The organism is Streptomyces sp. SCUT-3, from assembly GCF_014083985.1.
Classification (GTDB): Bacteria; Actinomycetota; Actinomycetes; order Streptomycetales; family Streptomycetaceae; genus Streptomyces_H; species Streptomyces_H thermolineatus.
Map to the genome: position 1 here is coordinate 1179506 of NZ_CP046907.1, position 12646 is coordinate 1192151.

The window sequence follows — 12646 nt, forward strand, 5'->3', positions numbered from 1 at the left end:
GCGGGCGGGTTCAGGCGGCGGGCTGCGCGGTGCGGGCCGGTCCGGCCCCGGCGGCGGCCTTCTTCTTCGCGGCGACGGTGTCGGAGATGCGGAGGCCGAGGGCGCCGCCGATGATCAGGACGAACGCGAGGACCTTCCAGACGGTCATCGGCTCGTCGTAGACGACCGTGCCGAGGACGACCGTGCCGACGCCGCCGATGCCGGCCCACACGGTGTAGCCGACGCCGACGTCCACGCTCTTCAGCGCCTGGGAGAGCGTGAAGATGCCGCAGGACGCGGCGGCCACGGTGAGCAGGGACGGGCCGAGCCGGGTGAAGCCGTCCGTCGCCTCGGTGGAGAGCGCGAAGGTGATCTCGAACAGCGAGGAGAACAGGAGCCAGGCCCAGCCGGTGTTGGTGCTCCTGGACCCGGCCTGCTGCGGGGCGGACATACGACCTCCAGAAAGTTGCTTGCGCGTGCAAATGAATTACGACCGCGAACCGCCCGTGCGGGGAGTGCGACGGGTCCATATAGTTGCATGCACATGTAACTTGTTGTCAAACGGTTCCGGAAAGGTTGCCGCATGGCCGCTCCCCACCACCCCGCGCCGAACGCCGTGTCCGACCAGGAGGCCTGGGAGCGCGCCCTGGTCCTCCACGCCCGCGCGGAGAAGGAACTCGCGCACGCGCTCCGGCGGCGCCACGGCATCGGCCTGTCGGAACACCGGGCCCTGGAACTCCTGGCGCACTCGGACGACGGCGAGCTGCGCATGCAGGAACCGGCCGACCGGATCGGGCTCGGGCAGTCGTCCGTGACCCGCCCGGTCGCACGCCTGGAGGCCGCGGGATTCGCCTTCAAGGACCTCTGCCCCTCCGACGGGCGGGGGGTGTACGCGGTGCTCACGGAGGAGGGGCGCAGCCGCTGCGAGGCCGCCCGCGCCACGTACGCCGAGGCGCTGTCCTCGGCCCTCGACTCCTTCGCCGCGAACCCCGCCCACGCCCCCACCGTGCAGGCACTGAGAGCCGCCGGCGGCTGACCCTCCCCCGCCGGCCCGACGGCCCCCGCGAGCCCGCGAGCCCGCGCAGGCCCGCGAACCCGCGCGGCTCGGTCAGCCGCCGACCTCGGCCGCCAGCTTCTCCAGGACGCCGTCGTGGATGCGGTTGAGCCCCTTGGGGGCGAAGGCCCGCTCGAAGAAGCCGCCGACGCCGCCGGCACCGTTCCACACCGCCTCCACGACGACCCGGGAGCGGCCCTCGCCGGCCGGGGTGACGGTCCAGGTGGTGACCATCGAGGAGTTGGTGTCGCGCTCGACCAGTTGGCCGGGAGTCGGCTCGGTCACCTCGACCAGGCAGTCGCGGACCCGCTTGGAGGTGGCCTGCAGCCTCCAGTGCACGACGGTGCCCGCGCCCGTGCCGCCCTCGCGCACCTCGTAGTCGCCGAAATGCCCGGTGAGCAGCCTCGGCCTCACGTCCCGGTAGTCGGCCAGCGCGCCGAACACGGTCTCGGGGTGGGCCCGGATCACCCGCTGGGTGGTGGCCTCGACCTGCGCCATCGTCTCTCCTCGGCTCGGGGGGTGTCGTCCGCGGTCCGCCGCGGCCGTGCGGACCGGGACAAGCCAACCACCGCGGGGACGGACGGGGGAAATCGGACACCGACGGGATTCGACAATGTGTTCTATTCTTGGGCGGCGCGAACTGAGGAGGCACGATGCACCCGCACGACCTCGGCGACGACCGCCCCGCAGCGCCCCCGGCCACCGCCACGGCGTCCGCCCCGGTTTCCGTCCCCGCGTCCGTCCCCGCGTCCGTACCCGTGTCCGCCCCCGCGTCCGGTGCACCTGACGCACCGTCGGACACCGCCGCGGTGACCCGCACCTTCGACGCCCCCGGGCTGCACGGTGTCACCTTCCACGAGGTGAGGGCCGGTTCGATCCTGGAGCGGCTCCCCGGGGCGCGGCGGGCGCCGCTCGAACGGGTCGTCAACCCGTACTTGGGCTGCAGTCACGCCTGCGGGTACTGCTTCGCCCGCACGACCCGCCACCGGCCCGGGCGCGGCGCCGCCCCGGACTTCGACTCGCAGATCGTGGTGAAGGTCAACGCGGCCGAGCTGCTGCGCCGCGAACTGGCCGGCCCCGTCCCCGCCGGCGGGCACGTGGCCCTGGGCACCCGCACGGACTGCTACCAGCAGGCCGAGGCCCACTACCGGCTGATGCCCGGCATCCTGGCCGCGCTGGGCGAGCGGGCCGTCCCGTTCTCCGTCCTCACCAAGGGCACGCTGATCCTGCGCGACCTGGGCCTGCTGCGGCGGGCCGCGGACGCGGCCCGGGTCGGCGTGTGCGTCTCGGTCGGCTCGCTCGACACCGGCCTGTGGCGCGCCCTGGAACCGGGGACTCCCCCGCCGGCGGAACGGCTGGAGGCCTGCGCGGCCCTCACCGCGGCCGGTGTCCCCTGCGGGGTGCTGATGGCACCGGTGATCCCCTTCCTCGGCGACTCCCCGGTCGTGCTGCGCGAAACCGTGCGCGCCGCGGCCGAGGCGGGCGCCGTCTCCGTCACCCCGCTCGTGCTGCACCTGCGGCCCGGGGTGCGGGAGCGGTTCACCGCCTGGCTGTCCGAGCACCACCCGCGCCTGGTGCCGCGCTACGAGGCGCTGTACGCGGGCGGCTCCTACGCCCCCACCTGGTATCAGCGCCGGATCACGGGGAAGGTGCACGAACTGGCCGACGAGTACGGCTGCGGGCCCCGCAGGCGCGAGGCCGGCCGCCCGGCCCGGGGCAGGGCCACAGTGGCCTAGGCTCCTGGGGGCCACGACATCCCGCGAACCCGGAACCGCAAGGAGGTTTTCGTGCCGGACGGCGACGTGAACGGAGCTCGGCTCGTCGAGCTGCTGACCGCCAGGAGGGAACAGCTCGTCACCGAGTGGGTGGAGAAGGCGGTCCCGACCGTCCGGGGCCGCCTCGGCGAGCTCGAACTGCGCCAGGAGCTCGGCGAGTTGTACGAGGCGCTGCTGGGCGGCGTGCGCGACGCGCGCAACCCCTCCGACCTGCACGACGACGCGTTCGGCGAGGCCCGCGCCCTGCTGGCGGAGATCTCCCGGTCCCGCGCCCGGCACGGCTTCACCCCCTGGGAGACGGCCGTCGGCCTGTTCGCCCTCAAGGACGTCGTGCTCACCGCGGTCGACCCGGGCGGCAGGAACGCGGAGTACCTGGCCTTCCTGGACTTCTCCCGACTGCTGGACGCCGTGGGCCTGTTCACCTTCGAGACCTACACCCGGGCCCGCGAGCAGGTGATCAACGACCAGGCCGAGCAGCTGCTCGAACTGGCCACCCCCGTGGTCAAGCTGTGGGAGGGGGTCGTGGCGGTGCCGCTGGTGGGCACCCTGGACTCCGCCCGCACCCAGGTGGTGATGGAGAAGCTGCTCCAGGCACTGGTGGACACCGGGTCCGAGCACGCCATCATCGACATCACCGGCGTGCCGGCCGTCGACACCCAGGTCGCGCAGCACCTGCTCAAGACCGTGGTGGCGGCCCGGCTGATGGGCGCGGAGTGCATCGTCTCCGGCATCCGGCCGCAGATCGCGCAGACCATCGTGGCACTGGGCATCGAGTTCGGCGACATCGTGACCAAGGCCAGCCTGGCCGACGCGCTGCGGCACGCGCTGCGCAGCACCGGCGTGCAGGTCGACGCCCCGGCACCCTCCCTGGAGGCCTGATGGACCGGGTGCCGGTACTGCAGATCGGCCGCATCCTCCTGGTGTCCATCCAGTTCGACCTGGAGGACGAGAGCGTGCTGAACCTCCAGGAGGACCTCGCCGACCGCATCGTCTCCTCCGGGGCGCACGGGGTGGTGATCGACATCACCGCGGTGGAGATCGTGGACTCCTTCATCGGCCGGATGCTGGCGACGATCGCCTCGATCTCGCGGATGCTGGGCGCGGAGACCGTCGTGGTGGGGATGCGGCCCGCAGTGGCCATCACCCTGGTGGAGCTCGGGCTCTCCCTCGGCGGGGTGCGGACCGCGCTCGACCTGGAGAAGGGCATGCGGATCCTGCAGGGCAGCCGTGCGGGCCGGGAGGGCCGGTCGGGTGACGCGGCCGCGGACGCGGCCGCCGACCGGATCCTGTCCCCGGGCCGGGATACGGACCTGCGGTGACCGCGGGGGAGGAGGAGCAGCAGCTCCCGATCGCCTCCAACGACGACGTGGTGCGGGCGCGAAGACTGGTCCGCTCCCTGGCCCAGGAGTGCGGCCTGTCCCTGGTCGACCAGACGAAGCTGGTGACGGCGGTCAGCGAGCTGGCCCGCAACACCCTGGTGCACGGCGGAGGCGGTTCGATGCGCGTGTGCTGCCCGCAGGAGCGGGGCCGCAGAGGGGTGCGCGCGGTCTTCGAGGACTCCGGTCCCGGCATGGCCGACCCCGAGCAGGCGCTGACCGACGGCTGGACCACCGGTGACGGCCTGGGCCTGGGCCTGGGCGGGGCGCGCCGGCTGGCGGACCACTTCGAGCTGGAGACCGCGCCCGGCTCCGGCACCCGGGTGACGGTCACCAAGTGGGTGCGATGAGCGGCTGCCCGCTGTCGGTGGAGGACGTCGCCTGGTTCCGCGAGGGCGGGGCCACCATGCCCGGGGCGGTGCGCAGGGCCGCCAGGGACCTGGCCGAGCGGTTGGGCCTGGGGGCCTCCCGGGCCTCGGAGATCGCCCTGGCGGTGACCGAGGCGGCCGAGAACGTCCACCGCCACTCGGTGGACGGGGCGGTGCTGCTGCGGGCGCTGCGCACCGGCGGCAGGGCCGGGGTGGAGCTGGTGACCGTCGACCACGGCCCGGGCATGGCGAACGTGGCGGCCTCACGCCGGGACGGCGTCTCCTCGACGGGCACCCTCGGCATCGGCCTGGGCGTCATCGAACGGGTCTCCGACGCCTTCGACCTGCACTCGGTGCCGGACCGGGGCACGGTGCTGACCGCCCGGTTCTGGGCGGGCGGCCCGCCGGAGGGCGCCCCGGGACGCGTGCTGGATCGGGTCGGGGGCGTGACCAGGCCGATCACCGGCGAGCAGGTGTGCGGGGACGCCTGGGCGGCCCGGGAGACCGGCGGGGTGCTGATGGTCATGGTGTGCGACGGGCTCGGCCACGGGCCGCTCGCCGCCGACGCCTCCGCGGCCGCGGTGGAGGCGTTCTGCACCTCGGACCGGACCGAGCCCGAGCTGGTGATGGACGTCCTGCACCGGGCGTTGCGCCGCACCCGCGGCGGGGCGGCCGCCGTGGTGCGCGTCGACCCGCAGCGGCGGACGGCGTCGTTCTGCGGCGTGGGCAACATCGCCGGCGCCCTGGTCCGGGAGGACGGGCGGTCGGGGATGACGTGCGTCCCGGGCATCGTGGGCCACCAGATGCGCCGCCTGCGGTCGTTCGACTACCCGCTGGACGGGGTGGGCGCCCTGGTGCTGCACAGCGACGGGCTGACCGAGCGCTGGCAGCCCTCGGCGCTGCCCGGGATGCTGGACCGCAGCCCGCTGGTGGTCGCCGGCCAGCTGCTGCGCGAGGCGGGGGTGCGGCGCGACGACGCCGCGGTGGTGGCGGTCTCCGGCGCCTGGTGACGCCGGACGGCGACAGCGGGCCGGGGACAGCCGGCCGGGGACGGCGGGCGGACCCGGCCGGAACGGGGCGGACCCGGCCGGAACGGGATGGATCGGTCCGGGCCGGGAAGACACCGGGGACAGGACCGGAGAAACAAGGTGGCACTGAGTGCCTTCTGCCTCTGGCGTTCGCGGTTACCCCCGGGTTATCGTCAGAGGACAGACAGATCCCGTCCCGCCACAGCGAGGACGATCCGTCGTTCTCCACCCGTTCCGCCGCTTGGTGACGCAGCGGCGGCACTGAGTGCCGCTCACGGCACACCACGGCACGGCCCCGGGACAGGGCCGTGCCACCGCACGGGGCGCTCGCGCGCCCGTGGTTCCCGCACGGCACGTGCGCGGCAGCGCCGCGCCACCGGCACCCCCGCTCCCCGGGAAGGCCCCCGCGGCCTTCCCCCCAGCCGTCACCCTTCCTCTGGAGTCCCGATGGACCGTACGTCCTCACCGACCCGCCCCCTCTCCGTCGTCGCCGTCGTGGGCCTGGGCACCATGGGCACCGGCATCGCCGAGGTCGTCGCCCGCAGCGGCCGCGAGGTCATCGGCATCGACACCGACGCCGAGGCCGCCCGCCGGGCCGCGGCCGCACTGGAGAAGTCCACCGCACGCGCCGTCGAGCGCGGCCGGCTCACGGAGAGCGAGCGCGCCGACGTCCTCGCCCGGTTCCGCGTCTTCCCCGACCTGCAGGCCGCGGCCGACGCCGACCTGGTGATCGAGGTCGTCCCCGAGCAGTTCGACCTCAAGCAGGAGATCTTCGTCGAGCTGGACCGCGTCTGCCGCCCCGGGGCGATCCTGGCCACCGGCACCAACGCCCTGTCGGTCACCCGTCTGGCCTCCGCCGTCACCCGCCCCGAGCGGGTCGTGGGCCTGCACTTCTTCACCCCGGTGCCGGTCATGAAGCTGGTCGAGGTGGCCTCCACGGTGCTGACCTCCCCGGAGACGACCGAGGCCGTCACCGTCCTCGCCCGCGAGCTGGGCAAGGAGCCGGTCGCGGTCGGCGACCGCCCCGGCCTCGTCGCCGACGGCCTGCTGTTCGGCTACCTCAACCAGGCCGCGGCGATGTACGAGGCCAAGTACGCCACCCGCGAGGACATCGACGCCGCGATGCGGCTGGGCTGCGGCCTGCCGATGGGCCCGCTGGCGGTGCTGGACCTGATCGGCATCGACACCGCGCAGACCGTCCTGGAGGCGATGTACGCCGAGTCCAAGGACCGGCTGCACGCCCCCGCGCCCGTCCTCAAGCAGCTGGCCGCCGCCGGGCTGACCGGCCGCAAGGCCGGCCGCGGCTTCTACACCTACGCCGAGCCCGGCTCGTCCGAGGTGGTCGCCGACGACCTCACCCCGGCCGCGGCCGGCGGCGGGGAGGGCGGCCGCGAGGTGCGCACCGTCGGCGTGGCCGGCTCGGGCACCATGGCCACCGGCATAGCCGAGGTCTTCGCCAAGGCCGGCTACGACGTGGTCCTGGTGGCGCGCAGCCAGGAGAAGGCGGACAAGGCCCTGGCCTCGCTGGGCAAGTCCCTGGACCGCTCGGTGAAGAAGGGCCGGATGTCCCAGGAGGACCGGGACGCCGTGCTCGCCCGGGTCGCCCCCAGCGGCACCCTGGACTCCTTCGCCGGCGTCGACCTGGCGGTCGAGGCGATCGCCGAGAACCTCGAGGTCAAGAAGGAGCTGTTCGCCACCTTCGACAAGGTCTGCAGGCCCGGCGCGGTGCTGGCCACCACCACCTCCTCGCTGCCGGTGGTCGCCCTGGCGAGCGTCACCTCGCGCCCGCAGGACGTGATCGGCATGCACTTCTTCAACCCGGCCCCGGCCATGAAGCTGGTCGAGGTCGTGCGCACCGTGCTCACCGCCGACGACGTGCACGCCACCGTCACCGACGTGTGCCGGAAGATCCGCAAGCACCCGGTGGACTGCGGCGACCGGGCGGGCTTCATCGTCAACGCCCTGCTGTTCCCGTACCTGAACAACGCGGTCAGGATGGTGCAGGAGCACTACGCCACGGTCGACGACGTCGACACCGCGATCAAGCTGGGCGCCGGCTACCCGATGGGCCCGTTCGAGCTGCTGGACGTGGTCGGCCTGGACGTCTCCCTGGCCATCGAGCAGGTCCTGCACGGCGAGTTCCGCGAGCCGGGCCTGGCGCCCGCGCCGCTGCTGGAGCACCTGGTGGCCGCCGGCTGCCTGGGCCGCAAGACCGGCCGCGGTTTCCGCGAGTATGCCCGGCGCTGAGGCCGAGGGGACCGGCTGGGGCGGGCTCCTGGAGCCCAGGAGCCCGTCCCGGCCGCCCGCCCCGCCCCGGACGCGTCCCCGCACCTCGGGCACCGCGTGTAACGTGCCTCGCATGTCCCAGCCGCTGAAGCCCACCCGCACCGCCGCCCCCGAAGGCCACGACACCACCGGGAGCAGGCGCGCCTCCGCGCAGCGCCACCGGGTGCGCCGGGACCTGGCCGCGGCCGCGATGGAGCTCTTCGGCACCCAGGGGTACGAGGAGACGACGGTCGACGAGATCGCCGCCAAGGCCGGGGTCGCCCGCCGCACCTTCTTCCGGCACTTCCGGTCCAAGGAGGAGGCGATCTTCCCGGACCACGACGACACCCTGGTGAGGGTCTCCCAGGTCCTGGAGTCCGCGGACCCGGAGGAGCACCCCCTGGACACCGTGTGCCGCGGCATCAAGGAGGTGCTGCGGATGTACGCCGAGTCCCCGGCCGTCTCCGTCGAGCGGTACCGGCTGACCCGCAAGGTCCCCACCCTGCGGGAGCGGGAGATCGCCTCGGTGGCCCGCTACGAGCGGCTGTTCACCAGTTACCTTCTGGGCCACTTCGACGAGGCGGCCCACCGCGACGCCGACGACGACGACCCGCTGCTGGCCTACGTCGCCGCGTCCGCGGTGGTCGCGGCCCACAACCACGTCCTGCGCCGCTGGCTGCGCGCCGGCGGCACCGGCGACGTGGAGGCGCAGCTGGACCACGCCTTCGGCGTCATCCGGGCCGCCTTCGGCACCGGCATAGGGATCCGCCGCCAGGCCCCCTCCGGGACGGACGCCGCCGGCGGAACCCCGGCCGCCACGGCCGCACGGCGCGGCGAGGTCCTCGTCACCGTCGCCCGCACCGACGCCCCCCTGGACGAGGTCATGCGCACCATCGAGGAAGCCCTGAAGTCCCGCGCCTGAACCCGCTGCGGCTCTGATCCCTCCCCCGGCGTCCCGCCGTGCCCCGAGCGGCACGGCGGGACGCCGGGGCCGTTCACGGGGGTCCTCCGGCCGTCCGGGCGGGGCCGGAGCACGGGTGCGCGGTGTCACACCCGGTCAACCGCACGGAAAGCCTGCGTTACGTCCGGGTTTCGGGGGTACGTCCTGCTTGGTGGGCGGGGCTGTCCGAAAGTGTTGGCACGCAGTGTCTTTACGAGTGGCACGGCGTGCCATAACGTGAGTGCTGTCCGGGCGGGCGGCGCGCAGACACCCTCGTCGTGCGTCGCCTGTCCCCTCAACCTGCCCGGTTGTGCGCCCGGACGCCTGCGTCACAGGCACCCTGCCCGCGCCACCGCGCGGCCCTGCTCCACCCGCCGTACCGTCGGCAACAAGACCGTCCGAGACCCCAGCGTTCCCTCAAGCGTCCCTTGACGGACGCTTCGCCGGAGGCCCCAGTGAAGGAAATCCTCGACGCGATCCTCGCGCCGGACACCACCGCCGCCGACTTCGCGGCCCTGAAGCTCCCCGAGTCCTACCGGGCGGTCACCGTCCACAAGGACGAGCAGGAGATGTTCGCCGGTGTCGACAGCCGCGACAAGGACCCGCGCAAGTCCCTGCACCTCGACGATGTGCCCGTGCCCGAGCTCGGCCCGGGCGAGGCCCTGGTCGCCGTGATGGCGAGCTCGGTCAACTACAACTCGGTGTGGACCTCGATCTTCGAGCCCGTCTCCACCTTCGGCTTCCTCGAGCGCTACGGGAAGCTGTCCCCGCTCACCAAGCGGCACGACCTGCCGTACCACATCATCGGCTCCGACCTGGCCGGCGTGGTCCTGCGCACCGGCCCCGGCGTCAACGCCTGGAAGCCGGGCGACGAGGTCGTCGCGCACTGCCTGTCGGTGGAGCTGGAGTCGGCCGACGGCCACAACGACACCATGCTCGACCCCGAGCAGCGCATCTGGGGCTTCGAGACCAACTTCGGCGGCCTCGCCGAGATCGCGCTGGTCAAGTCCAACCAGCTCATGCCCAAGCCGCGCCACCTGTCGTGGGAGGAGGCCGCGGCCCCGGGCCTGGTGAACTCCACCGCCTACCGCCAGCTGGTCTCCCGCAACGGCGCCGGCATGAAGCAGGGCGACAACGTGCTGATCTGGGGCGCCTCCGGCGGCCTGGGCTCGTACGCCACCCAGTTCGCGCTGGCCGGCGGCGCCAACCCGATCTGCGTGGTCTCCTCCGACGCCAAGGCCGACATCTGCCGCGCCATGGGCGCCGAGGCGATCATCGACCGCAACGCCGAGGGCTACAAGTTCTGGAAGGACGAGAACACCCAGGACCCGCGCGAGTGGAAGCGCTTCGGCAAGCGCATCCGCGAGCTCACCGGCGGCGAGGACGTCGACATCGTCTTCGAGCACCCCGGCCGCGAGACCTTCGGCGCCTCGGTGTACGTCACCCGCAAGGGCGGCACCATCGTCACCTGCGCCTCCACCTCGGGCTACATGCACCAGTACGACAACCGCTACCTGTGGATGTCGCTGAAGCGGATCGTCGGCTCGCACTTCGCGAACTACCGCGAGGCGTGGGAGGCCAACCGCCTGATCGCCAAGGGCAAGATCCACCCCACCCTCTCCAAGACCTACACCCTCGAGGAGACCGGGCAGGCCGCGTACGACGTGCACCGCAACCTCCACCAGGGCAAGGTCGGCGTCCTCGCCCTGGCCCCGCGCGAGGGCATGGGCGTGCGCGACCAGGAGATGCGCGAGAAGCACCTCCCGGCGATCAACCGCTTCCGCAACGTCTGAACCGCCCGAGACTGCCGAGGTCACACTGATGAGTGAGCGTCAGAAGGATCGTCCGTGGCTGATGCGGACGTACGCGGGGCACTCCTCCGCGGATGAGTCCAACGCCCTGTACCGGCGGAACCTCGCCAAGGGCCAGACGGGGCTGTCGGTCGCGTTCGACCTCCCGACGCAGACCGGTTACGACCCCGACCACGTTCTCGCCCGCGGCGAGGTCGGGCGGGTCGGGGTCCCGGTCTCCCACCTCGGCGACATGCGCCGGCTGTTCGAGGGCATCCCCCTCGATCAGATGAACACCTCGATGACCATCAACGCCACCGCCATGTGGCTGCTGGCGCTGTACCAGGTGGTCGCCGAGGAGCAGGGGGCGGACGTCCGCCTGCTGCAGGGGACGACGCAGAACGACATCGTCAAGGAGTACCTCTCGCGCGGGACGCACGTATTCCCGCCCGGGCCCTCCCTGCGCCTGACGACCGACATGATCACCTACACGGTCGCCAACATCCCCAAGTGGAACCCGATCAACATCTGCAGCTACCACCTGCAGGAGGCCGGGGCCACCCCGGTCCAGGAGATCGCCTACGCGATGTCCACCGCGATCGCGGTGCTGGACGCGGTGCGCGACTCCGGCCAGGTGCCGGCCGAGAAGTTCGGCGACGTGGTCGCCCGCATCTCCTTCTTCGTCAACGCCGGCGTGCGCTTCGTCGAGGAGATGTGCAAGATGCGGGCCTTCACCCGCATCTGGGACACCGTCACCCGCGAGCGGTACGGCGTCGAGAACGCCAAGCAGCGCCGCTTCCGCTACGGCGTGCAGGTCAACTCGCTCGGCCTGACCGAGGCGCAGCCGGAGAACAACGTCCAGCGCATCGTCCTGGAGATGCTGGCCGTCACCCTCTCCAAGGACGCGCGCGCCCGCGCCGTCCAGCTGCCCGCCTGGAACGAGGCGCTGGGCCTGCCCCGGCCCTGGGACCAGCAGTGGTCGCTGCGCATCCAGCAGGTCCTGGCGCTCGAGAGCGACCTGCTGGAGTACGAGGACATCTTCGCCGGCTCGCACGTGATCGAGGCCAAGGTCGACGAGATCGTCCGCGAGGCCACCGCGGAGATGGAGCGGGTGCAGGAGATGGGCGGGGCCGTCCCCGCCGTGGAGTCCGGCTACCTGAAGTCCCAGCTGGTCTCCAGCCACGCCGAGCGGCGCGCCCGCATCGAGTCGGGCGAGGAGAAGGTCGTCGGCGTCAACTGCTACGAGGGCACCGAGCCGAACCCGCTCACCGCCGACCTCGACACCGCCATCATGACCGTCGACCCGGCCAACGAGGCCCGCGTCGTCGCCGCGCTGGGCGCCTGGCGCGAGCAGCGCGACGACGAGCGGGCGGCGAAGGCCCTGGAGCGGCTGCGGGCCACCGCCGCCGGCGACGAGAACCTGATGGAGGCCACGCTGGAGTGCGCCCGCGCGGGCGTGACCACCGGCGAGTGGGCCGGCGCGCTGCGCGAGGTGTTCGGCGAGTTCCGCGCCCCCACCGGGGTCAGCAGCGCGCCGGTCGCGGTGACCGCCGAGGCCGGTTCGCAGATGGCCGAGGTCCGCGAGAAGGTGCGGGTCACCGGCGAGCAGCTCGGGCAGCGCCTGCGCCTGCTGGTCGGCAAGCCCGGACTGGACGGCCACTCCAACGGCGCCGAGCAGATCGCGGTGCGTGCCCGCGACGCCGGCTTCGAGGTGGTCTACCAGGGCATCCGCCTCACCCCGGAGCAGATCGTGGACGCCGCGGTCGCCGAGGACGTGCACTGCGTGGGCCTGTCGATCCTGTCCGGTTCGCACTGCGAGCTCGTCCCCGACGTGCTGGAGCGGCTGCGCCGGGCGGGGGCGGACGACGTCCCGGTGATCGTCGGGGGCATCATTCCCTCCGCGGACGCCGCCGCGCTGAAGGAGGCCGGGGTCGCCGCGGTCTTCACCCCGAAGGACTTCGGCATCACCGAGATCATCGGGAAGATCGTCGACGAGATCCGCCGGGTCAACAAGCTGGACGCCCCGGAGCCGACGGCATGACCCGCACCAGCACCATCGACCCGCCCGTGG

Annotated in this window: 12 protein-coding genes; 10 read left to right on the plus strand and 2 right to left on the minus strand. The window is 73.0% G+C overall.

What is annotated here, in order from left to right; translation table 11 throughout:
* Positions 1-10: 10 nt before the first annotated feature.
* On the minus strand, positions 11-430 hold the full coding sequence (locus tag GQS52_RS05140; RefSeq protein WP_182311870.1) for an SMR family transporter: 420 nt from the start codon (positions 428-430) through the stop codon (positions 11-13).
* A 132-nt stretch (positions 431-562) separates the two neighbouring features.
* Here GQS52_RS05140 and GQS52_RS05145 point away from each other — a divergent pair, with 132 nt between their 5' ends.
* Positions 563-1015 (plus strand): MarR family transcriptional regulator, encoded by a 453-nt coding sequence (locus GQS52_RS05145; RefSeq protein ID WP_182311871.1) that lies wholly within the window; start codon positions 563-565, stop codon positions 1013-1015.
* A gap of 72 nt (positions 1016-1087) precedes the next feature.
* On the opposite strand, the gene GQS52_RS05150 is transcribed toward GQS52_RS05145, so the two are convergent.
* A complete protein-coding gene (locus GQS52_RS05150) occupies positions 1088-1531 on the minus strand; it encodes an SRPBCC family protein (RefSeq protein ID WP_182311872.1) in 444 nt (147 codons plus the stop codon).
* A 155-nt stretch (positions 1532-1686) separates the two neighbouring features.
* Between GQS52_RS05150 and GQS52_RS05155 the strand changes: the two genes are divergently transcribed.
* The 9 genes from GQS52_RS05155 to GQS52_RS05195 all read left to right on the plus strand — a co-directional run bounded on the left by GQS52_RS05155 (position 1687) and on the right by GQS52_RS05195 (position 12616).
* Entirely contained in the window at positions 1687-2769 is a 1083-nt protein-coding gene (locus GQS52_RS05155) for a radical SAM protein (protein ID WP_182311873.1), read from the plus strand.
* 51 nt (positions 2770-2820) lie between these two features.
* Positions 2821-3687, plus strand: coding sequence for an STAS domain-containing protein (locus GQS52_RS05160; RefSeq protein ID WP_182311874.1), 867 nt, complete (start codon positions 2821-2823; stop codon positions 3685-3687).
* A complete protein-coding gene (locus GQS52_RS05165; RefSeq protein WP_220472835.1) occupies positions 3684-4127 on the plus strand; it encodes an STAS domain-containing protein in 444 nt (147 codons plus the stop codon). The genes GQS52_RS05160 and GQS52_RS05165 overlap by 4 nt, the downstream gene beginning before the upstream one ends.
* On the plus strand, positions 4124-4534 hold the full coding sequence (locus GQS52_RS05170; RefSeq protein ID WP_182311876.1) for an anti-sigma regulatory factor: 411 nt from the start codon (positions 4124-4126) through the stop codon (positions 4532-4534). Before GQS52_RS05165 ends, GQS52_RS05170 begins: the two co-directional genes overlap by 4 nt.
* A complete protein-coding gene (locus GQS52_RS05175) occupies positions 4531-5562 on the plus strand; it encodes an ATP-binding SpoIIE family protein phosphatase (protein ID WP_182316220.1) in 1032 nt (343 codons plus the stop codon). Before GQS52_RS05170 ends, GQS52_RS05175 begins: the two co-directional genes overlap by 4 nt.
* A 465-nt stretch (positions 5563-6027) precedes the next feature.
* Positions 6028-7827, plus strand: coding sequence for a 3-hydroxybutyryl-CoA dehydrogenase (locus GQS52_RS05180; RefSeq protein WP_182311877.1), 1800 nt, complete (start codon positions 6028-6030; stop codon positions 7825-7827).
* Positions 7828-7939: 112 nt separating this feature from the next.
* Entirely contained in the window at positions 7940-8767 is an 828-nt protein-coding gene (locus tag GQS52_RS05185; RefSeq protein ID WP_182311878.1) for a TetR family transcriptional regulator, read from the plus strand.
* Between the two features lie 473 nt (positions 8768-9240).
* Entirely contained in the window at positions 9241-10578 is a 1338-nt protein-coding gene (gene ccrA / locus GQS52_RS05190) for a crotonyl-CoA carboxylase/reductase (RefSeq protein WP_182311879.1), read from the plus strand.
* A 28-nt stretch (positions 10579-10606) separates the two neighbouring features.
* Positions 10607-12616, plus strand: a complete 2010-nt coding sequence (locus GQS52_RS05195; protein ID WP_182311880.1) for a protein meaA — start codon at positions 10607-10609, stop codon at positions 12614-12616.
* Positions 12617-12646 lie beyond the last annotated feature (30 nt).

What these genes read in the sequence shown, in the direction of transcription:
- GQS52_RS05185 (WP_182311878.1), top strand. Translation starts at nt 7,940, where the DNA reads ATGTCCCAGCCGCTGAAGCCCACCCGCACCGCCGCCCCCGAAGGCCAC.
- GQS52_RS05175 (WP_182316220.1), top strand. Translation starts at nt 4,531, where the DNA reads ATGAGCGGCTGCCCGCTGTCGGTGGAGGACGTCGCCTGGTTCCGCGAG.
- GQS52_RS05140 (WP_182311870.1), bottom strand. Translation starts at nt 430, where the DNA reads ATGTCCGCCCCGCAGCAGGCCGGGTCCAGGAGCACCAACACCGGCTGG.
- GQS52_RS05150 (WP_182311872.1), bottom strand. Translation starts at nt 1,531, where the DNA reads ATGGCGCAGGTCGAGGCCACCACCCAGCGGGTGATCCGGGCCCACCCC.
- GQS52_RS05180 (WP_182311877.1), top strand. Translation starts at nt 6,028, where the DNA reads ATGGACCGTACGTCCTCACCGACCCGCCCCCTCTCCGTCGTCGCCGTC.
- GQS52_RS05195 (WP_182311880.1), top strand. Translation starts at nt 10,607, where the DNA reads ATGAGTGAGCGTCAGAAGGATCGTCCGTGGCTGATGCGGACGTACGCG.
- GQS52_RS05145 (WP_182311871.1), top strand. Translation starts at nt 563, where the DNA reads ATGGCCGCTCCCCACCACCCCGCGCCGAACGCCGTGTCCGACCAGGAG.
- GQS52_RS05155 (WP_182311873.1), top strand. Translation starts at nt 1,687, where the DNA reads ATGCACCCGCACGACCTCGGCGACGACCGCCCCGCAGCGCCCCCGGCC.